Origin of the sequence: Erythrobacter sp. QSSC1-22B (genome assembly GCF_001678665.1) — a bacterium.
Lineage (GTDB): Bacteria > Pseudomonadota > Alphaproteobacteria > Sphingomonadales > Sphingomonadaceae > Qipengyuania.
Map to the genome: position 1 here is coordinate 401,619 of NZ_LZRP01000002.1, position 23,201 is coordinate 424,819.

Consider the following 23,201-nt stretch of genomic DNA (forward strand, 5'->3'; position numbering starts at 1 on the left):
GAGCGCCTACCGCGCTATTCGGCGGACCGGCTCGCCTCGCGCCTGACCTCGCGCCAGCCGATGTCGCGGCGGCAGAAGCCTTCGGGGAAGTCGATCGTAGCGACCGCCCGATAGGCGGCGGCCTGCGCCTCGGTGACCGATGGACCGCGCGCGGTGACGGTGAGCACCCGACCGCCGGTTGCAACCAGTCCGCTATCGCGCAAAGCGGTCCCCGCGTGGAATACCTTGGCGCCGCGCTCCTCGGCCTCGCCCAGCGCGATCGCGCCGCCCTTCTTCGGGGTCGCCGGATAGCCCTCGGCCGCCATCACCACGGTCAGGGCGTAATCCTCCGCGAATTCGGGCGCAGGTGCCTCGGCCAGCTTCCCTTGCGCGCAGGCGAGCATCAATTCGCCCAGATCGCTCTCCAGCCGCATCATCAGCACCTGGCATTCGGGATCGCCGAATCGGGCATTGTATTCGATCAGCTGCGGGCCATCGGGCGAGAGCATCAGCCCGGCGTAGAGCACACCCGAATAGGGCATCCCCTCGGCGCGCATCGCCGCCACCGTCGGCTCGATGATATCGGCCATCACCCGCGACTGGAGCCGCTCGTCGAGCACCGGGGCGGGCGAATAGGCGCCCATTCCGCCGGTGTTGGGGCCGGTGTCGCCCTCGCCGACGCGCTTGTGATCCTGTGCGCTGCCGAAGGGGACGATCGTGGTGCCATCGGTCAGCGCGAAGAAACTCGCTTCCTCGCCGGTCAGGAACTGCTCGATCACCACCTCGGACCCGGCGCTGCCGAACTGGCCGCCGAACATGTCCGAAAGCGCTTCCTGCGCTTCCTCGCGGGTTTCCGCGATCACCACGCCCTTGCCTGCAGCCAGCCCATCGGCCTTGAGCACGAAGGGCGCATCGAAGCTCTTGAGCGCGCCCCAGGCCTGCTCGAGCGAGGTCGCGCGGGTGTAGCGCGCGGTCGGGATGCCGGCGCGGATGCACAAATCCTTGGTAAAACCCTTGCTGCCTTCGAGCTGCGCCGCGGCTTGCGACGGGCCGAACACTGCCACACCCTGCGCGCGCAGATGATCGGCCAGCCCGGCGACCAGCGGCGCCTCGGGCCCGATCACCACCAGCCCGATATCCTTGTCGCGGCAGAAGGCGCCAACCGCGTCATGATCCGCGGCATCTAGTTCGACGCATTGGGCGTGGTCGGCGATTCCCGGGTTGCCCGGCGCGGCGTAGAAACTGTCCCCCGCAGCGGCCAGCAGGCGGGATTGCGCCAGCTTCCACGCCAGCGCATGCTCGCGCCCGCCCGAACCCAGCAGAAGGATATTCATGGCGAGCGATTCTCCGGATGACGATACGAATGCGGGGCTCGTAGCGCGCACGAGCGATGGCGACAACGCGCAGCCCTATTCGATCAGCGAGATTTCGGCGCTGCTCAAGCGGACGGTCGAGGACCGCTTCGGCTTCGTGCGGCTGCGCGGCGAGCTGTCGGGGGTCAAGCGCGCCGCCTCGGGGCATCTCTACGCCACGCTCAAGGACGACAAGGCGGTACTCGATGCGGTGATGTGGCGCGGCAATTGCCAGCGGCTGCCGTTCACCCCCGAGGACGGGCTGGAAGTCATCGCCACCGGCAAGCTGACCACCTATCCCGGGCGCTCCAAATACCAGATCGTGATCGAGCGGATGGAACTGGCGGGCGAGGGCGCGCTGCTGGCGCTGCTCGAACGGACCAAGGCGCGGCTCGAAGCCGAGGGGCTGTTCGCAGCCGACCGCAAGCGCGCGCTGCCCTATCTGCCGCGCACGATCGGGGTGGTGACCTCGCCCACCGGCGCGGTGATCCGCGACATCCTCCACCGATTGGCGGACCGCTTTCCCAGCCGGGTGATCGTCTGGCCGGTGCTGGTGCAGGGGCAGGGCTCGGCGGATCAGGTGGCCGCGGCGGTGCGTGGCTTCTCTGCCATGGCTGCGGATGATCCCGACCGTCCCGATCTCGTCATCATTGCGCGCGGCGGCGGCTCGATCGAGGATCTGTGGAGCTTCAACGAGGAAGTGGTGGTCCGCGCCATCGCCGAATGCACGATCCCGACGATCAGCGCGGTCGGCCACGAAACCGATACCACGCTCGCCGATTATGCCGCCGATCGCCGCGCGCCGACCCCCACCGCCGCCGCCGAACTGGCGGTTCCGGTGCGCGCCGAGCTTGCCGCGACGCTGGAGGACCTCGCCCACCGGCAGCGGCAATGCGCCCTGCGCCCGGTGGCGCTGGGGCGCGAGCGGCTGGAGGCGCGAGTGGGCCGTCTGCCCCGACCCGAGGCGCTGCTGCAGGGACCCGCGCAAAGGCTCGACGACGAAGGCGAGCGACTCCGCCGCGCGCTGAGGGATCGGGCGGGCAAGGGCCGCGAGGCGCTCGGGCTGCTGCGGCTCTCGCCCGCGATGCTCCAGCGCGGCTTTCGCGATGCGCGGCTGGCGCTTGCCCGCCAGCGGCTCGATCCGGCGCTCGTCCTCCGGCCTGTTTCCGAGCGGCGCGCGGCGCTCGATGCGCTGGCGCGGCTGGCTGAGCAATTGCACCCCGACCGTCCGCTGAAGCGCGGCTATGTGCGGGTTATGGATGGCGAGGGGCGGACTTTGACCCGCCGCGCCGATGCCGCCGAGCAGGCGCGGCTGGTGCTCAAGTTCGACGATGGCGAACTGGGCGCGACCCCTGATGGCGCCGCAGCGCCGGCTGCCTCACCGGGACCCAAACCCAAACCGGCGCGCGCCAAGCGGCCTCCGGAACCGCCCAAACGACAAACCGATTTGTTCGAGTGACCGCAGCTTGCTAGGGAGCGCCCCATGTTGATGTCATCGGAACGAAATTCGGGCAGCGAAGCCAAGCTGCATTACGGGCCCAACGGCTTTCGCGTGCTGCGCACCGGCCAGCACGTGTTGTGCGCGCTCAGCGGGCAGGCGATCCCACTCGAGGAATTGCGCTACTGGAGCGTCCACTATCAGGAACCCTATGCCACCGCCGAGCTGGCGACCGAACGGTTGAAGCCTTGATCCTGCGCCGTGCGGGTGCGGCGCTGCTTGCGACTCTCGGCCTAGCCGCCTGCACGACCCCGGATGAAGGGCCTGCCCGCGCCGAATCGCAGCCGGCGCAGACCAGCGTGGTGCAGCCGGTCCGCGCGGAAGTGCAGCCCCCTCCACCACCGACCCCGACGCGCGCCGAGATATTCACCTTTTCGGGCGAGCTGACGCAGGGCGGCTGGATTCGCGGTCGGGCGCCTCCGGGTACGGTGTCCGCCATGCTCGACGAAACCGCGCTGGCGCTCGACGACGAGGGCTATTTCTTCGCCGCTTTCGACCGCGATGCCGACCGCCAGGCGGTGCTCGCCGCGACCCTCGATGACGGTCGGGTGATCCGCAGCCCGGTCGCGGTTTCGCCGCGCGACTGGAACCTCGAGCGCGTCGATGTCGCGCTGCGGCCCGGCGGCTCGTCGGCGGCCTTCCGCCAACGCCGCGCGCCCGAGCTCGAACGGATTTACCTTTCGCGCCAGCAGGAAACCGGGGCGCGAGGGTGGCAGCAGGATTTCGTCTGGCCGGTAAAGGGGCGTATCTCCGGACGTTTCGGCTCGCAGCGGATTTATCGCGGCGAGCCCGGAAGCTATCATACGGGTCTCGATATCGCGACCGGCGAGAGCGGCACCCCGTTCGTGGCGCCCGCCGACGGAGTGGTGGTGCTGGCGGTCGACAATTTCAGCCTCGAGGGCCAGCTGCTGATCATAGATCACGGGCAGGGGCTCAATAGCGCCTTCCTGCATTGCTCACGCATTCTGGTCAGCGAAGGCGAACGGGTCCGGCAGGGTCAGCATATCGGCGATATCGGCGCTTCGGGCCGGGCGACCGGGCCGCATCTCCACTGGGGGCTGACCTGGCGTGATTCGCGGCTCGACCCGCTGCTGTTCATCGGCGAAGGCTGATTTCCGTCCGTTTGGCGTCGCTGCGGCGCACGATATTGGTGAGCGCATTTTCGGCAGGGATGCTGGTGCTCACTTGGTGGCGCGCCGACATCCTGCCGATCGATCCCACGGCGCCCGTGACCGCAGAACTGGTGGCGCAGGGCAGCACCGATGTGGGCGCGCCCGATTCGCCGCTGAGCCTAATAGGGGTGTGGCATCTCGAGAGCGCGACGCGCGATTTCGGTGGCTATTCGGCGCTGATCGCGCTGGCCGACGGATCGCTGCTTGCTGGCAGCGACACCGGAACGCTGCTGATGATCGAGCATCCCGGGACCGCGACGATGGCCGGGAGCTATCCCGAACTCGCGGTCACCGAAGGGCGTGCCAAGCGCGATGCCGATCTCGAAGCCCTGACGCTGGATCGCACGACCGGGACCATCTGGGGCGCCTATGAGAGCAGCAATGCGATCGAACGCTATTCGCCCGGGCTCCAGCGACTGGCGCGGGTGAAGCCGACGAAAATGCGTCGCTCGCGCGGGAATGGCGGGCCCGAAGCGATGGTGCGGCTGGCCGATGGGCGGTTCGTCGTCCTTGCCGAAGTGCGGTTCGATTCGACGCCCGGCCACCGTGCGGTGCTTTTTCCGCGCGATCCGACTCTCGGCGACGAAGGCGTGTCCTTTGGCTTCGCCGCGCCCGAGGGCATGCGGCCGGTCGACATGACCCAGCTGGCCGATGGCACGGTGCTGGTGCTGGTGCGCAGCGTCGAATGGTATTTCCCGCCGCGTTTTGCCAGCGCGATCGCGGTACTTGATCCTGTGGGGATTGAACCGGGCGCGCTGTGGCGCCCCGAACGCGTGATTCCGCTGCCCGAGGCGGTGCCGCAGGAGAATTACGAGGGGCTGGCGGTCGAGCCCGGGGCCGGTGGCGCATCGCGCCTGTGGCTGATCTCGGACGACAATGTCAGCGGCTTCCAGCGCACCCTGCTGGTCGCGCTCGACTGGCGCGGATAGCCGACCACGCGGAAAGACCGACGCGAAAAGGCGCGCGGAAGCTCCGCACGCCTTTCAGCACAACCAAATCGAAACGAAGTCGCTTAGGCGGCTTCGGCGGTGGCGGAAGCCGACTTCTTCAGCTCGCGCTTCACCTTGAGCGCGCGGTCGCTCAGCTTGATGTCGCTGGTCTTGAGCAACCAGTTGTCGAGCCCGCCATTGTGCTCGACCGAACGCAGGCCCTGCGTCGAGACGCGGAACTTGAAGCTGCGCTCCAGCTTCTCGCTCATCAGCGTGACGTTCTGGAGGTTGGGCAGGAAGACTCTCTTGGTCTTGTTGTTGGCGTGGCTCACATTGTGGCCGACCTGTCGGCCCTTGCCCGTCAGTTCGCAGATGCGCGACATGATAAATCTCTCATTCGAATGTTGCCGCTGGGCCGGGGCCCGCGGTGACTGTACAGAACCGGCCTGTCCCGGAAAGCGGCGCGCTTAACGCCGGGTGCGCGAATCGTCAAGCTGGGCTTTGATGTTGCCAATGCTCAAATGCGGCTCTAGCCGATATTCGACACCAAGGAGAGTCTGATGAACAAGTTCTTTTCCGTAGCAATTCTCGCCGGTTCGGCGCTGAGCCTCGCAGCCTGCGATGTCGACCAGACCGAAGAAGGCAGCATGCCCGAAGTAAGCGTCGAGGAAGGCAACATGCCCGAATACGACGTCGAGCCCGTGGACGTCCAGGTCGAGACCGGGACCAGCACCGTCGAAGTCCCGACCGTCGATGTCGACGTGACGCAGGACGACGCTGCAGGCGAGCCGGCCACCGGCGACGAGTAAGCCTGTCGCCAGCCCGACACCCGGCCCTACAAACGCAAGGCCCGCGGTGTTCGGCCGGCAGCATATGGATCGCGCGCTTGAAATGGCGCGCGCCGCCGGCCTCACCGGCGAAGTTCCGATCGGTGCGGTCGTCGTCAAGGACGGCCGCATCATCGGTCGGGGCGGCAACAGTCCGCGCACTGACCACGATCCGACCGCACATGCGGAGATCGTGGCGATTCGTGCAGCCGCCGCCCACCTTGGCCAGGAACGGCTGACCGACTGCGAATTGTGGGTGACGCTCGAGCCTTGCGCGATGTGCGCCGGGGCCATCGCCCATGCCCGGATCGCGCGGCTCTATTACGCCGCCCCCGATCCCAAGGGCGGCGGGGTCGAACATGGCGCGCGGGTGTTTGACCACCCGCAATGCCTGCACCGCCCCGAGGTCTATTCGGGCATGGCCGAGCAGGAGGCAGCGCAGCTGCTGCGGGATTTCTTCAGGGAGCGGCGCTAGCTAGAGCCCGCGCCAGATGCTCAATGCAGCATCGTCCGGCGGCCCGAAACGCGCGGCATCGCAGGTCTGGGGCCGGAACCGCCGGTCGTAACACAGCCGTATTTCCTCGAGCCAGCCGCGCTCGTTCGACTTGATGCCCACTGCATCCTTGCGCCAGCCGCGATTCGCCGCGACGAAAACCTCGCGCAGATCGCCCGCGGTCAGCGCCTCCTTGCGCGACAATCGGTCGAGATCGGGCCAGCGCAGCGGATCGAACAGGATATTGCTCACCCGGAAATAGGTCCGCGGGGTGCGCGCCATGCAGGCGCCGTGCTTGGCCCATTGCCGCGCCACCAACCGCGCCGAGGGGCTCCGGCACAGCTGCGCCGCGAGCTGCGCCCCGGTGGGTCGCGCGGACGTCGGGCACCATTGCGGCCAGAGACGCGCACTCTGCGGCCACAACCCGTGCAGCACGAAGCCAAACCGTCCGTCGCGCCGCGAACATTGCCGCGCATGGCTGCGCTGGCCCTCGCGCGGCTTGCAGAACTCGGGCGACCAGCTCAGCGCCATCGTATAGCCGGTGACGGTCGTGGTGCGGACCGGGCCGTCGGGGCGAATTTCCGGTGCTGTGGCGGTGGCCGGAGCGCGGCACTGATAGGCCTGCGCGGCGAGCGGGCTGGCGCAGGCGAGCAGCAGCAGGGGCGCCGCCGTGCGGATCACAGCGCGCGCATCACAAGGGAGTGAAATCCAGCCCGATATCCGCGGCGGGCGCGCTCTGGGTGAGCCGCCCGACCGAGACGTAATCGACCCCGGTCGCGGCCTTGGCGTGAATCGTCGTCAGATCGATCCCGCCGCTGGCTTCGGTCGGGACCCGGCCCGCGACCAGCGCCACCGCCTCGCGCAGAGCCGCGGGGTCCATATTGTCGAGCAGCAGCCGCGTCGCGCCCGCTTCGAGCGCCGGCTCGATCTGGTCGAGCCGATCGACCTCGCAGATGATTTCCCCGACCCCGGCGGCGACCGCGCGGCGTACCGCCTCGCCCACCGAACCCGCAACCGCAACGTGGTTGTCCTTGATCATCGCCGCATCCCATAGCCCCATGCGATGATTCGCCGCGCCGCCCAGCCGCGTTGCGTATTTCTCGAGATAGCGGAGCCCCGGCAAAGTCTTGCGGGTGTCGAGCAGCGTGCAGCCGGGATTGTCCATCGCGCGGACATAGTCGCGCACCATGCTGGCCACGCCCGAGAGGTGCTGGACGGTGTTGAGCGCGGCGCGTTCGGCGGTGAGCATCGCGCGGGCATTGCCGGACAAATGCATCAGTTCGCTGCCCGCAGGCACCTCGTCGCCCTCATCGACCAGCAACTCGATTGCCATCTCCGGGTCGAGCGCGCGAAAAAAGGCCGCGGCAATCGGCAGGCCCGCGACGACGATTCCATCGCGGCTGTCCATCACCCCCGAAAAGCGCGCATCGACGGGGATCACGCTCTCGCTGGTAACGTCCCGCCCGACGCCGGGCAGCCCCTCGCCCAGATCCTCGGCCAGGGTGGAGCGAACGAATGCGGCCAGATCGAAGCCGGGGAGGGTAAAGGCGGTCATAGGCGCGGAGTGGCGCAGATTGGCGGCGGGCTCAAGTGCGGCGAGGGGGTGGGCCTGCAGGTCTTGTCGACTGGCGGCTTCGAGGGATTGCCAAAGGCTTGGCTTTCTTCCGCCTCACGTTCGGCGAGCCGGGCCAGCAACGGGCCTTCGACGCCAATCCTGACTTACGTTTCCGACCGGATGTGTTGAGATCGGGCTTCGGCGGTGGTTTCCAACCTGGCGGCGGAACCGGCTGTTGCCGGCTTGTGCCAAGCCCCATGGCGCCCGGCTGCTGGCGAACCAGCCCCGACGTGTCGGCCTGTGCAACCTCTGCAGCATTTGCTCCGCCTCGCATCAGATGGATGCGGTCACGAATTCGCCGTGCCTCCTCGAAATCGAGAGCGCGCGCCGCCGCTTCCCTTCGCCTTGGAGATCCTCGATAGTCTTGTTCATGACCATTCAACGCACGGATGTGACCTCTGGCCCCATTGCGCTCAAACCTCGGATTTTCGAATCCAGTGTCGAACAGCCTAAAAGCCGAAGGACCGCTCTCAGGAGGCGATCGTAATGGATTCATGGTCTGAGATGGGGTGGGAAGCTGAAGTACCGGTTGTTCGACAGCTAGTGCGAATTCGGAAGGGCACAGTCCTCTCTAAATCGATCAAATACCGTGGGGCGCGAGGCTTTTCGATATCCTGTCCGCATCCGATCCGGTTGGCGTCTCAGGCAGTTTGCTAAAATCAGTTTCGATTGACCGTGGCACAGGTGCCCCAAGCTTCGGACAGAAAGAGATCACGCTCGGCACACAGGGGGGCGGAGACAAATCAGGTGCTTGGGGATTGCCGACATCCATGGTGCGGGCGGCATAATTATTTCGTGCTTCCTCGCGGCATCGCAGCACAAAATCTCCCGGATCTTCGACCTGCGCGCAGACGATAATCTCAGTGGAAATGGTAGCATTCAAGTCGGAATTTGAACAGGTGCGCTCGACTGGAGAAAGATCGAAGACAAAACCGGTCTCGGCCGCCGCTCCGTCTTTATCAGCTGAGTCTTCCGTATCGCCAGACTGCGCGAGAGCAGGCGCAGATGAAAACAAGATCCCGACATGAATTATCAGCACGGTTCTGCGCACAAACGACATATCAACCAAATAAAGCCGTTTGGTGAGCAATATTTGGTTGCGGACGCCGATAACTGTAACCGGTCCGGCGACAGCTCGAGTGCTAATGGTTCAGGCCATCTCTCAAGAAGGGCAAGATTTTGGGTCGTTACGCGACAGGCAGCTTCGGATAAAAACTCAGGCGATAGCAGCCTGACCAGTCTCAGGATCGTGGCGAGCCACTGGGAACGGCGTGAATTGGGGTGGTTAGCGGACTATTGCTTAGGTTGTCTTTGCCGATCCGCGTGGCCGCGCTAAGCCGTGCTCATCCACCGTGAGGTCTATCTGCGATGACGAGAATGCATCTACCGTTTGAGGCCCGTCATGATCCTCAACGCCTTCGACGAGCAATCATTGCGGCTTTGGCATTGGCATTCTGGGCTTAGCTATCCTGATCGTTTTAGCCCATTTTTGCAAGGTGCCGCTTGCGACGCATCTTCCTTTACTGGTGGGAGTATCAGGAGGGCTAATACTACTCGGCGGCTTGCTGGCTTCATTAGGGTTTGCCCGATTGAGAGACCCTGTGTTTCTCGCCGTTGGAACGGACGGCCAAGGCCGTTGGCGACCGTTTCTTCGAGTAAAAAGCTGCCAGTTCCCCCTTGAGCCTCCTTTGATGCAAGGGGGAAAACTGATCTGGGTCGATAAGCCTCAGGGGTGCGGCGCTGTTGGCACTCCCGATGGCAAATATCATAGCGATTTGCCGAAGACCGTATCCATAGAGTGTCTTTGATTGGATCGTTAGCGGAATGGCGGTTTTCGATAGCAGCAAGCTAAAAGCGGACGGTCGGCAAACGGCCCAATTGCCGACGTTGCAGCTTATCTAGGTTCGATAGGTTCCGACAAATGTTAACAATCAGTGCTAGTCCGGCCCTCCGATACGGAATCCGCAGGCCTCCAGCTGGTCGAGCACGCCGTCCTTTCCCGTCAAACCTAAGAGCGGCACAACTGCGAGCGTGACCCCAAAATCCTCTGCTTCATCGGTAATCATACCAGTCCACCAGGCACGGATTCACCCTCAGAGTTGATTGTCGGGTCTATAAGATCGCAGACCAATCATTTCGCTTTGCTCGACCTTGCCCGCCGGCTGCGCTGGACCGCTGCGTTCGCGGTGCTGGCTACATCCTCGTCGCGTAGTTTTCGCCAGCGTACAACGCGTGCAGGATCGAGCGTCCGGTCTGCGATACCGGCTCGGATGGCGCAGCCTGGCTCGTCGACATGACTGCAATTGGTAAACCGGCAATTGAGTGTAATTTCCACGATGTCGTCAAACACTTCAGTGACCCCAGCACCCACCTCTGACATCTTCAGTTCGCGCATGCCCGGAGTGTCCACAAGCCAACCGCCCCCGCCGGGCCCGACGCCGAGCCGGTGCATTTCGCGAACGGTGGTTGTGTGGAGACCCCTGCCGTCACTTTCACGGACAGCTTGGGTCGCGATGCTATCTGACCCCTTCAAGGAGTTGACCAAGGTGGACTTGCCGACTCCGGAAGAACCAACCAGCGCCACCGTCTCCCCCGCTCCACAGAAGGCCGCGAGAGCAGAGACGCTCTTGGCATCACGACCGTTGACGAGCTCGACATAAAGCGCCGGGTGTAGCGCCTTCGCCGCTGCGACGTATGCCGCCGCATCAACCGCAAGGTCAGCTTTCGTGAGCACCACGACCGGGCGCACGCCCACGTCGTGCGCAAGGACGAGGTAGCGCTCCAGGCGTGCAACGTTGAAGTCTTGGTCGCAGGATGTGACAATGAAGAGCGTATCGACGTTCGCAGCTATAAGCTGGAGCCGATTGTCGTCCCCGGGAGCGGGCCTCTTGAACAAACTTGTACGCCGCAGAATACGCTCGATGGCCAGGCTACCTCGCTCGATCAACAACCAGTCGCCCACGGTGGGTCGATTCTCCGGGCCATCCGGCGCTGGTACGATGGATGAAATCGACTCCGCGAGCCCCTCACCTGATACAGTAACCATTCCGCGATGAACCGACATCACGCGAACGGACTGGCACCTGCGACGCTCTTCGGAGGTGACCTGGTCGCGAAAGAATGGCTTCCAGCCGAGCTGGGCAAGCGCGGAGTTTAGGCCTTCGAACGGAGCTTCAGCGGGAACGGGTAAGCTATTCTTTATGGGGCAATTCCTCAATCTAGGTTCGACGGCGTGTGCTCGGAAGACCTCTTGTCAGCCTTCGCTTGCGCCTTTTTGACAGATTCTGCTGCCTTGTTTTTCTCACGCTACCGGCGTTCGAATTCGTAATTTGTTTTGCGCGGCATATAGGTCTCCTAAAGCTGATCTCATGCAAAACGCGAAGCGGAATCCGAAGTGCCCCCTGAGTTCAGCCTCCTACACGGCAGCTCGCGTCAAACGGTCCCAATTTTTGGTAGTGTCTCAGTTTGAAATTTAGCGGCGGTGCCGCGCCTTGCGCAGGCACGGGAAACCGCCGATCCGGTCCGCGACCGGCGGGCCGCAAGGCCGACGGGCCGCCCGCAGGTGCCCCGCAGCGCGGCCGAGGGACCAGCACCGAGGACGCAGGCCCGGATGGGCCTGCGAACCAGATCAATGCACGAAGCGCGCCACCACATCGCGGTAGCTGCGGCTCACCTTCACCTCGGCGCCGCTGTCGAGCACCAGGAAGCATTCGCCGTTGGTGTGCGGCTTGACCTGCCGGACCTGGTCGAGATTGACGATGGTCGAGCGGTGGACGCGCTGGAACTTGCGCGGGTCGAGGCGGCGTTCGAGATCCTTCATCGTCTCGCGCAGGATCAGCGAATTGTCGCCGGTGTAGATGCACATGTAATCGCCCGCGGCCTCGATATGCTCGATCGTGTGGACCTCGACGCGGAAGATTTGGCCGCGATCCTTGATGTTGAGCAGCTTTTCGTAGCGCGAGGCGGCATCGTCCTCGCTTTGCGTAAACTCCTCGGCGGCGCCCGGCGCGACCTCGGATAGCACGTTCATCAGCTTCTCGGCTTCCTCGGTCGATTTCTTCTCGGCGAGGCGGTTGCGCACCCGCTCGATCGTGTCGGCCAGCTTGTCCTCGTCGACCGGTTTCATCAGATAGTTGACCGCATTCGCCTCGAAGGCGCGGATCGCGTGCTCCTGATAGGCGGTGACGAAGACGAACAGCGGCGGATCGATCTCCATCACCCCCTGGACCACGGAGAACCCGTCGAAACCGGGCATCTGGATATCGAGGAACACCAGATCGGGGCGCAGCGTCTTGATCGCGCGGATCGCCTCGCGGCCGTTCTGGCAGGTGTCGATGATCTCGACGTCCTCGTGCTTTGCGAGCCGCAATTGCAGGCCCTGGATAGCGAGCTTCTCGTCGTCGACGAGGATGGTGCGGATAGTCATGTTTTCCTATGCCCTTTCCGGCAATGCCACTGGGACAACGGACGAAGCCTCGCCCGGTTGCCGTCCTTGCAGTGGAAACGTCCCCGGCTGGTCCATTGCGGACCTGGCCGGTTCGTGGGGGATTTCGATCAGCACGGTGAACCCGCCGCTGTCGGGAGACCGAATCTCGAAACGGTGATCATCGCCATAGGCCTGCGCCAGCCGGTTGCGGATATTGGCCAGACCGACGCCCGTGGAGGTGCTGCGCCGCAGCGAGCCGATCAGCGCCGGCGGGAGCTCTTCCGATCCGCCCTGGTTGATGCCCGGTCCGGTGTCGGACACCGTCACCCGCAATCTGGGCCCGACGATTTGCGCCACCAGGCTGATCGTCGCGCCTTCTTCCTGCGGGCTGACCCCGTATTTGATCGCGTTCTCGACCAGCGGCTGGAGCAGCATCGAGGGGATGCAGGCGTGAGTCGCGACGGGATCGACCTGGAATTCGGTCTGCAACCGCTCCTCGAAACGCATCCGCTCGATATCGAGATAGAGCATCAGCGTCTCGACCTCCTCCGCCATCGTCACCTTGCTGCCCGGCTGGTTGACCAGCGTGTGGCGCAGGAAACTGGAGAGCCGGGTGAGCATCGCATTGGCAGGCTCGGTCTGCTTGAGCAGCACCAGAGTGCTGATCGAATTGAGCGTGTTGAACAGGAAATGCGGGTTGAGCTGGTAGCGCAGCATCTCGAGCTGGGCGCTGGTGGCCTGCATCTCGAGCCGCTCGAGCCGGTCGGCCTGTTCCTCGACCTGGAGGAAATAATTGATCGCGTAATAAAGCGCCGACCATGCGCCCAGCACGGTGAGATCGTAGAAATAGATCCCGACGAACAATCGCACGAAATCGGTCTCACCGCTGGGGCGTGCCAGATCGAGCACCCAGCTGTCGACGAAGGCGTTGATGCCCACCGCCACTACCAGCGCGAGCGCGGTCGAGCTCCAGGTCACCAGCGGGCGACGGTTGATCAGCTGGCGGTAGATAACCGACAGCACCAGGCTGAGCGAGAAGCCGGTCACCGCCTGGATCAGGATGATGACGAGGAAGTCGAGCGGCTGGGTGTTGGCGAAGGCCGAGATCGCGCGCAGCAGGAAGGCGCCGCCCCACCCGCCCAGCTGCAGGTACCAGAAGGCCCGGTTCTTATTGGCGAAGAAGGGCGTCGGTTGGATGGGCAGGACCGCCATTGTGTTCAGCCCTTAGCCCATTTGCGGCTGGCTAGGCCAGTCGCTACGCTATAGGCTCGACGCGGGACCTGGAGAGAGATGCAATGGATGTGAGCGAACAGACGATCCACGGGGTCGCCGAACGCGCGAAATTTCGCGAAATGAAGCAGGGCACCAAGGAAGACTGGGCGATCATCGGCGGCGAATACCGCGCTTTCGCCAAGGGCGTGGCGGATCGCGTGCTCGACCATCTCAAGCTGCTCGACGGCGATTTCGGCGGCTTTCCGGTGTGCCGGCTCGAGCATTCGCGGCAGACCGCCACCCGCGCGCATCGCGACGGGCGCGACGAGCGCTATGTGGTGATGGCGCTGCTCCACGACATGGGCGACACGCTGGGCAGCTACAATCACCCCGAGGTCGCAGCCGCGATCATCAAGCCTTTCGTCAGCGAGGAATTGCACTGGATCTGCCAGAACCATGGTGCCTTCCAGGGCTATTACTATTTCCACCATCTGGGCATGGACCGCAACGCGCGCGATGTTTTCGAGGGGCACCCGCATTACGAGGCCTGCCGCGAATTCTGCGAGAAATACGATCAGGCCGCGTTCGATCCCGATTATCAGAGCGAGCCGCTGGAATTCTTCGAGCCGATGGTGCGCCGGGTGATGGCAAGGCCGCTGGCTAGCCAATACGCCAAGGCACTCGACGAGAAAGCCGCCTAATCCGCTGCAGCTTGCGTGGCCTGGGGGGCGAAATGGCGCGACCAGTCGGCGCTCCCCTGCTCCGCTATCAGCCGTTCGACCTGCGCGATCTCGGTCTCGATGAATTCGAGCCGCTCGTCCCAGCCGTCGTGCGTGCGGCTGCGCAACAGCCCGCCGCCGTGGCGCGGGCCCCAGCGGCTCATGAACCGCGCGGCGGCGTGCGGATCGTAGCCGGCGTTGGCGAGCAGCCAGGGCATCAGCCGGTCGGCATCGCGCTCGGTCAACCGCACCAGCGCCCGCGGGCGCCCCAGCGGCTCGAGCAATGCACGATGGCGCAGCAGATTGTGCGCCAGTTCGTGCGCGACCGCGGCGCCGAATTCGTCCTCGGGATAGGCGAAGCCGGGGAAGTCGCGGCCCAGCAACACGCGCGAGCCGTCGGCCACAGCGCGCGAGCCGCTGGCCAGCACCTCGAAGCGGCTGGCGCAGGCAGGAATGCTGGCAACCAATGATTGCGCCGGAACCGCGCCCGGACGGCTCCATTCGAGCGCGACCAGCCCCGCTGCCATCGCGCCATCGAGCGTATCGTTGATATCCACCAGCCGCTGCCAGGCGGGATCGGATGGCGGGAAGGCCTCGTCCAGCACCCGGTCGTCGAGCGAGTGCAGCGTATCGTTGGCGGCGATGCCCGCCAACGCTGCAGGCGAGCCCGGCGCGACCGCCAGTACCCCGATATCGCCGCTCAGTCCGAACTCGCCGCGGACCTGTGCCGGTTCGCCATAACCCGCCGCATCGTGGAGCAGCAGTCCGGTCGCCGGGATGACATCCCCGCAGAACGGTGCGTTGGCGGTGACCAGCCGCCAGCCGGCTGCGAACAACCGCGCATCGCGCGTCTGCAGGTCGGAGAGTTCGGTCGGTGGTTCGTCTTGCGCGGGGGCGGTGGCGGGGAGCGGGATGGCTTGCGCAGCCAGCGGCGCGGCGCTGGCGAGCCCCGCCATCAGCGCCAGGGCGGCAAACGCGCTCCGCCCGATCACGCCGGATCGTCGGCGGCGACAGCCTTCGCCAGCGCGTCGTAACCCACCGCGCCCTGGAAGATCTGCGCTCCGCTCACCCAGCTCGGGGTGCCGGTGAAGCCCAGCTGCTGCGACAGGCCCATGTTCTGTGCCAGCTCGCGGGTGACCGCGTCGCTTTGGGCAAAGCGGCGTGCTTGCGCCAGATCGAGCCCGGCAACTTGCGCCGCCGCATCGACCGTTTCGGGCGTGGGCGGACCCAGCTCGAACATCGCGGCGTAGAATTGCGGATATTTGCCCTGATTCGCTGCGGCGAGTGCCATCCGCGCCGCGCCCTCGCTGCCGTCGAAGATTGGCCATTCGCGCACCACCACGCGCAGCTCGGGGTCCCCGGCGATCAGCTTCTGGACATCGGCTTCGGCGGCGCGGCAATAGGTGCAGCCGTAATCGGTGAACTTGACCAGCGTGCGGCTGCCCTGCGGATTGCCCAGCACCGCGCCGGGGAAGGGCGTCTCGACTTCGTCCGCGACCTCGGCCAGCCGCCCCTCGGTCTCGCGCTGCTGCAGCGCCCCGGCCATTTCGGGAAGCACTTCGGGGTTGGCGACCAGATAGTCGCGGGTCTGTGCATGGCCCAACCCGCTGAACGACCACGCCGCCGCGCCCGCAAAGCCGAACACCAGCGCCAGCAGCGCAGTAAGAAGATGGTTTTTCATTGCTCGTGCCCCCGAAACGTCAGCGTCGTCCGCCATTGCGGTCGCTTTGCTGCTCGATCAGCGCGCGAGCCTGCATCCCGATATCCTGCGCCCGCAACCAGTCCGGGGTGTTTTCGGGCAACCCTGCCTCGGCGGCCTGCGCGCTGCGCAGCGCCATCGCATATTCGCGGTTCATCACCTGCTGTTCGGCGCTGGCGAGCCGGGCCCGTGGCAAATCGCCGCGCGCGGCATAGACCACGCCCAACTGGTACCAGGCGAAGGGATTGTAGCGATCGCGCGCAACCGCGGCGCGCAGCACCTCTTCGGCCTCGGCGTAATTTTCCTTGTTCTCGGTCGCGATCAGCGCGTGGCCGAACAGGGAAGCGATCAGCGGTTCGGCGCGGGTCATTTCGGTCGCGCGTCGAAGCGACACCAGCGCTTCGTCGGCGCGACCCGATTCGAGCAGCACCTGGCCGCGCAGTTCGAGAAAGTAGGGGTCGTCGGGGTCCTGAGCGATCAGGCTTGCGGTTTCCGCCAGCGCCAGCTCGACGCGGGCGTCCTTGTGATAGGCATAGGCGCGGGCATAGCGCGCGGGGACGCTGGTATCGCTCGCGGGAAAGCTGTTGAGCGTCCGCCGCGGCTCCTCGAGATAGCCCGAGAGCTTGGCCTTGATCCGCCGGAAGCGCTGCTCGACCCGCGCATTGTCGGGCGCTTCCCAAGCCGGATCGGCCTGATAGGTGTCGCGCAACCGGGCGATCCGGTCGCCCGAAAGCGGGTGGGTGCGGGTGAATGCGGCCTCGCCGCTCTGGCTGTAGCCGTAGCGAAACTCCTGGTTCTGCAGCTTCTTGAAGAAGGCGATCGAACCGCGCCCCGAGATCCCCGCGTCGGAAAGATATTGCGCGCCCGCGGCATCGGCGGAGGATTCCTCGCCGCGGTTGTAGGCCAGGGCCGCGCCGAGCGCGGCGCGCTGGCCCGCCATCATCACCCCCATCGCGGCATCGCCCGCCCCGGCGAGCGCGGCGCCCAGCCCGGCGATCAGCGAAAGGATCGAGATGCGGTTCGCCGCCGCCATTCCCTCGCCCCGGCGGCTGACATGGCCACCGGTGATGTGGCCCAGCTCGTGCGCAATCACGCCCTGGACCTCGTTGGCGGTGTCGGCGGCGTCGATCAGTCCGCTGTGCAGATAGACCGTCTGGCCCGCGGTTACGAAGGCGTTGATCGAGGGGTCGTTGATGAGGACGATATCGACATTGCCGGGTTCGAGACCGGCAACCTCGACCAGCGGCGCGGAGATTTCCTTGAGGAAATCCTCGGTCTCGGCATCGCGCAGGATCGATTGCGCAGCGATCGGCTGGACCCCGAGGGCCAGCAGCGCGCAAAAGGCAAAGACGTGGGCGAGAAGGCGCATTGCGACCCTGCTAGCGGGTTTCGCCCTGAACCGGAACTGAAGCCTGCTCGACGCGCGCGAGAAACCTCAGGATGTCGTCGCGGACCTCAGGCTTGCGCCGCCACGGGCTGGCAAGCATGACCAGCACATCGCTGTGGTCCAACCCGTCATAGTACCGCGTTTCGACCGGAACCCCGGCCTGCTCGAGAGCCGCCGCAAGCGCGCGCGTGTTGCGCGGCTTGACCGTCGTGTCCTCGGTCCCGGTCAAAAGCAGCATCGGCGGAGCGTCGGGACGGACATGGTTGATCGGCTGGGTGGCTTCGGGGTCCGTTGCGTCGCCGAAGGCCGCACGGGTCGAATCCTTGTCGAAGGGGAAGAAGTCGTAGGGCCCGGCCATGCCGACGACCCCGCGAATCGCCGCCGTCGATACGCCCTCGGCGGCAAGCCAGCGCGGTTCGAGCGCCACCTGGACGACATTGTAGGCGCCCGCCGAATGACCCGCGAGATAGATCCGCTCGGGATCGCCGCCATGGCGCGCGGCATTGTCGCGCAGCCAGCGAATCGCTTGCGCGGTGTCCTCGAGCATGGCGGGATAGCGTCCTTCCTCGCCCAGCCGATAGCCCGCCAGCGCGACGACGAAGCCCTCGGGCGCGAGCGAGCGGGCGACGAAGCCGTAATCCTTCGGATCGCCCCAGTCCCAGCTGCCGCCATGGACGAACAACAGCACCGGTGCGGGCTCGGCGGTCTGGCGCGCGCGATAGAGCGAGAGCGTCTGCGTCGGCGCCTCGCCCAGCCGCACGTGGGCGACACGCTCCACCCCGGGATCGCCCCCCGTTACCCGGTCGACCGTGTCGAGCACCGCCACGCTGTTGACCTGCAGCGCGATCCAGAAGCCGATCCCTGCCAGCGCCAGCAGCGCCGCGATCCCGCTCAGCGTCCATGCCACCATGCGGGTCACGCCTCCGCCTGTCGCTGCGCGGCGGGCGCACCATGGTTCGGCTTCTCGACGACCTCGACGATGCGCTCGGCCTCGCCATCGTGCGAAAGGCCGATTGCGTCCAGGAACTGCTGTCCGGCCGTAAAGCAGTCGCCCAGCCACAGCGGGACGCTCGCTGCCTCGATCACCGCCCGCGCGGCCAGCTCCTCGGGGCTGAGCGGGTCGCCCGCGCGGCGGATGAAGACCGCGCGCACCCGCCCGGGATGGCTTGCGACCACATCGGCAAAGGCGGTCAGATCGCCCTGCGAATCATCGCCGATCAGCGCGAACTGCATCGACTCATAGGTCTCGATGATGCCGGCGATCGCCGCGATCTTGTGCGCGCCGTGGCTGCCGCTGCCGAAGGTTTCGCGATTCAGTCCCCAGTCGCGCAGCATCAGCGGGCCTAGCGGCAGGCCACGGCTCTTCTGGAAGGCGACCAGATAGGAGAACAGGTTCCACGGGCTCGAGGAGACATAGAAGAAGGGATGGTGCGTCGCGGCCAGCCGGTCGCCGGTATGCGTCTCGCCGGCGTCGAGCACGGCGCCGCCACCCAGCGCGTTGTAGAACACATCCGCGCCGGGGACGAGCAGCCGGTCGTCGGGCAGTTCCATCACCACCCGGCGCCAGTTGCGCGCGATCTTGCGCCAACTCCCGGTGATCCCGGTCTCGATGATGGTGTCGTCGATATCGGAGATGACGCCGAGCGATGCATGGCTGCCCGGCGCCAGAATGTGCCCCTCGACGCTTTGCCGGCCTTCGCCATTGTTCCAGCGGAAGGTGACCACCTCCCACTGGCTGTTCGCATTGAGCTCCCATGCGGGCTCGAGCGGCACGTCGAAATGAACGAAGCCCTCGTGATCGGTCACGCCCCGGTGTTGGAAGCGACGCCCGTCGCGATGCTGGAGCTCCAGCTCGACCGGCAGGTCGGCCACTTCGTGCGAGGCGAATTGCGCCAGCATGGTGCGCACCGCGCGCAGGCGGCCGCTTCGCTCGAAGCCGGGCCGCGGAGCACGCAGCGCGCGGGCCGAGATCATCAGCCGGTGGCGGTTGCGATAGCCGAAATAGGGCTGGATGCGGACGGGTTTGGTCGGAAACAGGGCCATCGCAGCGCGCTAGCTTGGCGATTCGCGGCTGGATAGCCCCGACCTCGGATCGTTCAGCCCAGCAGCTTGCGCGCGGCGCGTTCGAGCAGCGGGACATCCTCGGGAATCTCGCCCACCACCAGCAATTCGCCCTCCTCGGTGCGGCGGACCATCACCAGCGCGAACTCGCAGCCTTCGGGGGCGAGGTCGTCGAAGGCGAGCGGTTCGATCGCGCGCAGCTTCTTGGCCAGCGATTCGCGCACGCTTGCGGCGTCGTCGACCTTCTCGCCCGCTTCCTCGCGGCGCGCGCGGCGTTCGGCCTGGACCACGCCCTTGAGCCCGCCCTCGGCCTCGCCGAGATAGCGCGCGAGTGAACCGCGCTCCACCTGCAGGCGATGCGCATGGCTCAGCACCGCGGCGTATTCGGTCACCCGGGTCTTGTCGTAATCGGCGCCGAACACGAGCTTGACCACCGGGGTCATCGGCGCGCGTTCCTGGACCTTGAGCCCGCTGTCGGCGACGAGCTCCTGGAAGCCCTCGGGATCGGCGACCGCCTCGATGCTGAAATCATAGGCGCGGCCGACCGCGCGGTAGAGCGCATCGCGGCTGCGGTCCTCGCTCGAGCTCGCGACCAGCGCCAGTTCGCGCGCTTCGGCGAGGCAGTCGTAGAGACCTGCGGCCTCGCCCGGACTCTCGGGCGTGGTCGCGGGCGCCGATTCAGGTTCGTCGTCGCCGTGATCGGTGGCGAATGCGGCGCTATCGGAATTGCCATCTCCCGCAGAATCGCTGGCGGTGGGAAGCGGTGCAGCTGGGACGAAGCTGACTTCGGGTTGCGGCTCTTCGGGCTCGTAGGCCTGCGGCACCGCAGACTCGTCTTCCCCGGGATAGGCCGAGGGCATTTCGAGCGTCGGGCGCGGCTTGGTCCCGCGTCCGATCAGCGCGGACAGCCCGACCCCGACGCTGTCGTCGGCAAGCGGATCGACGACGTCATCGACATCCTCGGGCTCGGGTTCGTCGTAATCATCGTCGAGACCGTAGTCCCGCGCGGTTTCGCCGATGGCGGTGCGGTTCCATTCGCTCTGGGCCGGACCCTCATCCTCATCCTCGCCCTCTTCGTCGTCCCACTCCTGCGTGGGCCAGTCGCTGGCGGCAGCGCCACCGAACGCGGGAACGGGCAGTTGGTCGGCTTCGCGATGCAACAGGACCGGTTGTTTCAGGACGAGCACGTCATGCGCGATCGTGTGGCGTTCTTCCTCGGCGTCATCGTCCTCGGCATCCGCCGCGGCGTCGGCCTGGAGCGCCTGGCCGATCTCGAGCAGCAATTCGTCGGCGGTCTGCTGGTCGGCGACTTCCTTCCAGTTGATCACCCCGAAGATGAAATCGATCGTCTCGTCGTCGCTCGAATAGGGCAGCAGGATGCCGCGATAGAGCGCGGTGGCGCCGCGCTGGTTGACGAATTCGGCCTCGAAACCGATCGGCGCCTGATTGGCGAGGATCTGCATGTAATGGTCGGTGATGCGGCTCAGCAGCGAGCGCGCGGGGATTTCGGAGACCGCGTCGATCGCATGGCGCGCATCCTGGGCGCTGCATTCCTGCGCCAGTTGCTCGCCCAGATACTGGATCGCTGGATCGTCTACCCCCTGGGTGAAATCGAGCAGCACCGAATAGGGCCCGAAGTCCTTCAGCGAGGCGGGATCGAGATCCTCGATCGAGGGAAAATTGCGATCGGCCAGCAGGCTTGCCCAGTGGTTGTAGGCGCGCACCTGCATGCGGCGCTCGTCCTGCCCGACGGGCGAGGGCGGCGACGCATCGATGGTATCCTCATCGTCATGGAAGTCGGGGCCGGACGTATCCTCGCCCGAAAAGTCGGGACCGGAATAGTCGGGCTCGTCGTCATACGCTCCGCGCGAGCCGAAAATACCGCCTAGCCTGTCCATCGTCGCTGCTGCCCCTGAAAAGCTTGCCTTGAAGGCATGGGTGGTCTGCAGCTTCGGTTGTGACGGGCCGTGGTAAACATATCGCTAACCGTCGGGCGCCATTGTCCCGCGGCGGGCAGTCAGAGCATGTAGCGCATCTTGATGGCCATCGACTTGGGGCTATCGGCGACCTCGAAGACCGCTTCATCGAAGCGCGGCGGCCCCATCCGGACCTTGGCATCGCGCGAGAAGCCGAAGCCTTCCTTGGGCATCATGCCCAGCGCGCGATCGGCCTTGCCATTGCCGTTTTCGTCGTGGAGCAGCGCGATCGCATAGCGCCCCGGGGCGACATCGGGGAAGGTCACGGTGACCTGGCCCGGATGCGCATCGACCACTGCGCGATACGATAGCGTCCCCGTGCGACACTGCGGAAAGCGCGCCGGATCGCCGGTCATACAGGCGCGAACCAGCCCGTTGGCGCTGCGCACCTGAGTGACGGTGACGGTGACATCGGTCCCCGAGTGGGGATGTCCCGCGGCGCTGGCCAGCGCTGCCATCGGCAGCACAAGCAGGATACCGGCAATTTTCATATGGCGTTGCTCAAACCCTTGTCGGTGCCGCAGACCCTGTCCCAGAAGCGGAAATAGAGCCCGTAATTGCAGCGGTATTCTTCGTGATGCCGCTGATGGTGGCTGGCGGTTATCAGCCAACCTCCGAACCCCGAATGAACCAGCCGGCGCGGAAACATCTCCCAGCCCATGTGATTGGTCACCCCCATCACCGTCATGATCCCGAGCACGAGGCCCAGCATGGCGACATGGATCGGGATCACGAACACCAGCAGCGGTATCACGAAGGCCCCGGTCAGCGCCTCGTAGGGGTGGAAGCTCATCGCCGCCCAGGCGGTCGGCGGACGGCTGGCGTGGTGGACCGCGTGCATCGAGCGGAACAGCCGCGGACGGTGCATCCAGCGGTGCGACCAATAGAACCAGGTGTCGTGCGCGAACAGATAGAGCAGCACCGAGAGCGGCAGGTACCACAGCGGCAGGTCCTGCGAGCCGCTGTAGATCTGCGTCCAGCCGCGCTCCTGCCAGCCCCAGCCGACTATCCCGGCAGGAATCCCGTAGATCGCCGCCGATGCCAGCGACCAGAGGATCTCGCGGCGCATCTGCGGGCCGAGCTTGGCGTGGTATTCGGGCATCCGCCGTGTGGTCACCCAGGCGAAGAACCCGCTGGTCGCGAGATAGCGCAGCGCGACGATCAGCGTCATTGCGACGGTGGAGAGAAGGATGGCGGCGAGCATGGCGGCCCCGCCTATGCCGCAATCCACCCGGGCAGGACAGGGTTTAGTGGTGCCCGAGCCGGTTGCTCACGGAGCCCCTTCGCTGCGGCTACTCGCTCTGGCCCCAGGGCGCGCAATCGGGATCACCCCCCACGGTCAGACGTCGCAGCGCGGCGCGCGCCAGCCGTTCGACCTCGACCTTGCGCCGTGCTGCGGCAAGCGGGTTCAGCGGGGCGGGGCGCAGGATTTCGGCGTCATAGCCATCGGCAACGATGATCCCGCAGCAATCGGGGCGGTAATCCGCGCTCTCGAGCGGTCCGCGATCCAGCGCGGGTGGCACCCCCCAGTAGAAGCGGTCGCAATGGTCGAGATAATCGGGCCATTTGCCATCGCCCAGCAGATCGCCGCGCTGGACCTTGATCTCGACGATGATCACGCGGCCCTTGGGGTCGACCCCCATCAGATCGGCGTGCCGGCCATTGCGCAGCGGCATTTCGGGCAGGCACCAGATGTCGTTGCGCGCGAACAGCCGCGCGATTCCGCGACACACCGATTTGGCGGTCGCGGCCTCGGTGTCGAGGGCGGGGGTTGGCGAGCGGGTGAGTGCGGGGGCAAGCGATTCGGCCATGCCGCAGCGCTGGAACAAAAAGGCAACTTCGTCAAGCTCGCGGGA

Annotated in this window: 25 protein-coding genes; 7 read left to right on the forward strand and 18 right to left on the reverse strand. The window is 65.8% G+C overall.

The genetic code is table 11. From position 1 onward, the window contains the following. Nucleotides 1-14 precede the first annotated feature (14 nt). Nucleotides 15-1,313, reverse strand: coding sequence for a phosphoribosylamine--glycine ligase (gene purD, locus A9995_RS05785; RefSeq protein ID WP_067610228.1), 1,299 nt, complete (start codon nucleotides 1,311-1,313; stop codon nucleotides 15-17). Between purD and xseA the strand changes: the two genes are divergently transcribed. The 4 genes from xseA to A9995_RS05805 are packed head-to-tail and all read left to right on the forward strand — an operon-like array spanning nucleotide 1,312 to nucleotide 4,930. Next, nucleotides 1,312-2,790: an exodeoxyribonuclease VII large subunit gene (gene xseA / locus A9995_RS05790; RefSeq protein WP_067610230.1), complete on the forward strand. Its 1,479-nt coding sequence runs from the start codon at nucleotides 1,312-1,314 to the stop codon at nucleotides 2,788-2,790. The genes purD and xseA overlap by 2 nt on opposite strands. A 24-nt stretch (nucleotides 2,791-2,814) precedes the next feature. Further along, nucleotides 2,815-3,021: a DUF2093 domain-containing protein gene (locus tag A9995_RS05795; protein WP_067610233.1), complete on the forward strand. Its 207-nt coding sequence runs from the start codon at nucleotides 2,815-2,817 to the stop codon at nucleotides 3,019-3,021. After that, the gene (locus A9995_RS05800; protein ID WP_067610234.1) at nucleotides 3,018-3,941 is read left to right on the forward strand and encodes a M23 family metallopeptidase; all 924 of its coding nucleotides are present in this window, start codon (nucleotides 3,018-3,020) and stop codon (nucleotides 3,939-3,941) included. Before A9995_RS05795 ends, A9995_RS05800 begins: the two co-directional genes overlap by 4 nt. A 38-nt stretch (nucleotides 3,942-3,979) precedes the next feature. Next, on the forward strand, nucleotides 3,980-4,930 hold the full coding sequence (locus tag A9995_RS05805) for an esterase-like activity of phytase family protein (RefSeq protein ID WP_145916817.1): 951 nt from the start codon (nucleotides 3,980-3,982) through the stop codon (nucleotides 4,928-4,930). Between the two features lie 83 nt (nucleotides 4,931-5,013). Here A9995_RS05805 and rpmB read toward each other — a convergent pair whose 3' ends face one another. Then, complete coding sequence (gene rpmB, locus A9995_RS05810) at nucleotides 5,014-5,313, reverse strand: 50S ribosomal protein L28 (protein ID WP_067610237.1); 300 nt, start codon at nucleotides 5,311-5,313, stop codon at nucleotides 5,014-5,016. A gap of 177 nt (nucleotides 5,314-5,490) precedes the next feature. Between rpmB and A9995_RS05815 the strand changes: the two genes are divergently transcribed. Next, complete coding sequence (locus A9995_RS05815; RefSeq protein WP_199797216.1) at nucleotides 5,491-5,739, forward strand: hypothetical protein; 249 nt, start codon at nucleotides 5,491-5,493, stop codon at nucleotides 5,737-5,739. A gap of 64 nt (nucleotides 5,740-5,803) precedes the next feature. Continuing rightward, nucleotides 5,804-6,232 carry a nucleoside deaminase gene (locus A9995_RS05820; protein ID WP_067610241.1) on the forward strand — a complete coding sequence of 143 codons (429 nt, stop codon included), beginning with the start codon at nucleotides 5,804-5,806 and terminating at the stop codon, nucleotides 6,230-6,232. Here A9995_RS05820 and A9995_RS05825 read toward each other — a convergent pair whose 3' ends face one another. The 7 genes from A9995_RS05825 to A9995_RS05845 all read right to left on the reverse strand — a co-directional run bounded on the left by A9995_RS05825 (nucleotide 6,233) and on the right by A9995_RS05845 (nucleotide 13,503). Then, nucleotides 6,233-6,931 (reverse strand): ribonuclease T, encoded by a 699-nt coding sequence (locus tag A9995_RS05825; protein ID WP_067610243.1) that lies wholly within the window; start codon nucleotides 6,929-6,931, stop codon nucleotides 6,233-6,235. Nucleotides 6,932-6,941: 10 nt separating this feature from the next. Then, nucleotides 6,942-7,805, reverse strand: coding sequence for a carboxylating nicotinate-nucleotide diphosphorylase (gene nadC / locus A9995_RS05830; RefSeq protein ID WP_067610245.1), 864 nt, complete (start codon nucleotides 7,803-7,805; stop codon nucleotides 6,942-6,944). Between the two features lie 640 nt (nucleotides 7,806-8,445). Beyond that, nucleotides 8,446-8,955, reverse strand: coding sequence for a hypothetical protein (locus A9995_RS16555; RefSeq protein WP_145916818.1), 510 nt, complete (start codon nucleotides 8,953-8,955; stop codon nucleotides 8,446-8,448). Between the two features lie 847 nt (nucleotides 8,956-9,802). Then, nucleotides 9,803-9,931 (reverse strand): hypothetical protein, encoded by a 129-nt coding sequence (locus tag A9995_RS17520; RefSeq protein ID WP_255360151.1) that lies wholly within the window; start codon nucleotides 9,929-9,931, stop codon nucleotides 9,803-9,805. Between the two features lie 65 nt (nucleotides 9,932-9,996). Continuing rightward, nucleotides 9,997-10,827 (reverse strand): ribosome small subunit-dependent GTPase A, encoded by an 831-nt coding sequence (gene rsgA / locus A9995_RS05835; RefSeq protein ID WP_067610382.1) that lies wholly within the window; start codon nucleotides 10,825-10,827, stop codon nucleotides 9,997-9,999. 666 nt (nucleotides 10,828-11,493) lie between these two features. Continuing rightward, a complete protein-coding gene (locus tag A9995_RS05840) occupies nucleotides 11,494-12,291 on the reverse strand; it encodes a LytTR family DNA-binding domain-containing protein (protein ID WP_067610247.1) in 798 nt (265 codons plus the stop codon). Nucleotides 12,292-12,297: 6 nt separating this feature from the next. Beyond that, entirely contained in the window at nucleotides 12,298-13,503 is a 1,206-nt protein-coding gene (locus tag A9995_RS05845) for a sensor histidine kinase (protein ID WP_067610253.1), read from the reverse strand. Between the two features lie 140 nt (nucleotides 13,504-13,643). Between A9995_RS05845 and A9995_RS05850 the strand changes: the two genes are divergently transcribed. Then, nucleotides 13,644-14,204: an HD domain-containing protein gene (locus A9995_RS05850; RefSeq protein ID WP_369815807.1), complete on the forward strand. Its 561-nt coding sequence runs from the start codon at nucleotides 13,644-13,646 to the stop codon at nucleotides 14,202-14,204. On the opposite strand, the gene A9995_RS05855 is transcribed toward A9995_RS05850, so the two are convergent. The 9 genes from A9995_RS05855 to A9995_RS05895 form a co-directional block, all read right to left on the reverse strand. Next, nucleotides 14,201-15,214, reverse strand: a complete 1,014-nt coding sequence (locus tag A9995_RS05855; RefSeq protein WP_199797217.1) for a hypothetical protein — start codon at nucleotides 15,212-15,214, stop codon at nucleotides 14,201-14,203. The genes A9995_RS05850 and A9995_RS05855 overlap by 4 nt on opposite strands. After that, nucleotides 15,211-15,903, reverse strand: a complete 693-nt coding sequence (locus tag A9995_RS05860) for a DsbA family protein (protein ID WP_067610256.1) — start codon at nucleotides 15,901-15,903, stop codon at nucleotides 15,211-15,213. Before A9995_RS05860 ends, A9995_RS05855 begins: the two co-directional genes overlap by 4 nt. A gap of 19 nt (nucleotides 15,904-15,922) precedes the next feature. Next, a complete protein-coding gene (locus tag A9995_RS05865) occupies nucleotides 15,923-17,290 on the reverse strand; it encodes a M48 family metalloprotease (RefSeq protein ID WP_067610258.1) in 1,368 nt (455 codons plus the stop codon). 10 nt (nucleotides 17,291-17,300) lie between these two features. Beyond that, nucleotides 17,301-18,218, reverse strand: a complete 918-nt coding sequence (locus A9995_RS05870; protein ID WP_082992521.1) for an alpha/beta hydrolase — start codon at nucleotides 18,216-18,218, stop codon at nucleotides 17,301-17,303. Between the two features lie 5 nt (nucleotides 18,219-18,223). Further along, complete coding sequence (locus A9995_RS05875; protein ID WP_067610261.1) at nucleotides 18,224-19,351, reverse strand: phosphatase domain-containing protein; 1,128 nt, start codon at nucleotides 19,349-19,351, stop codon at nucleotides 18,224-18,226. A 53-nt stretch (nucleotides 19,352-19,404) separates the two neighbouring features. Continuing rightward, a complete protein-coding gene (locus tag A9995_RS05880; protein ID WP_067610263.1) occupies nucleotides 19,405-21,267 on the reverse strand; it encodes a hypothetical protein in 1,863 nt (620 codons plus the stop codon). A 119-nt stretch (nucleotides 21,268-21,386) separates the two neighbouring features. Continuing rightward, nucleotides 21,387-21,836, reverse strand: a complete 450-nt coding sequence (locus A9995_RS05885; RefSeq protein WP_145916819.1) for a DUF2141 domain-containing protein — start codon at nucleotides 21,834-21,836, stop codon at nucleotides 21,387-21,389. After that, nucleotides 21,833-22,549 (reverse strand): sterol desaturase family protein, encoded by a 717-nt coding sequence (locus A9995_RS05890; RefSeq protein WP_067610264.1) that lies wholly within the window; start codon nucleotides 22,547-22,549, stop codon nucleotides 21,833-21,835. The genes A9995_RS05885 and A9995_RS05890 overlap by 4 nt, the downstream gene beginning before the upstream one ends. Nucleotides 22,550-22,637: 88 nt before the next feature. Beyond that, complete coding sequence (locus A9995_RS05895; protein WP_067610266.1) at nucleotides 22,638-23,156, reverse strand: MmcB family DNA repair protein; 519 nt, start codon at nucleotides 23,154-23,156, stop codon at nucleotides 22,638-22,640. Between the last annotated feature and the right edge of the window lie 45 nt (nucleotides 23,157-23,201).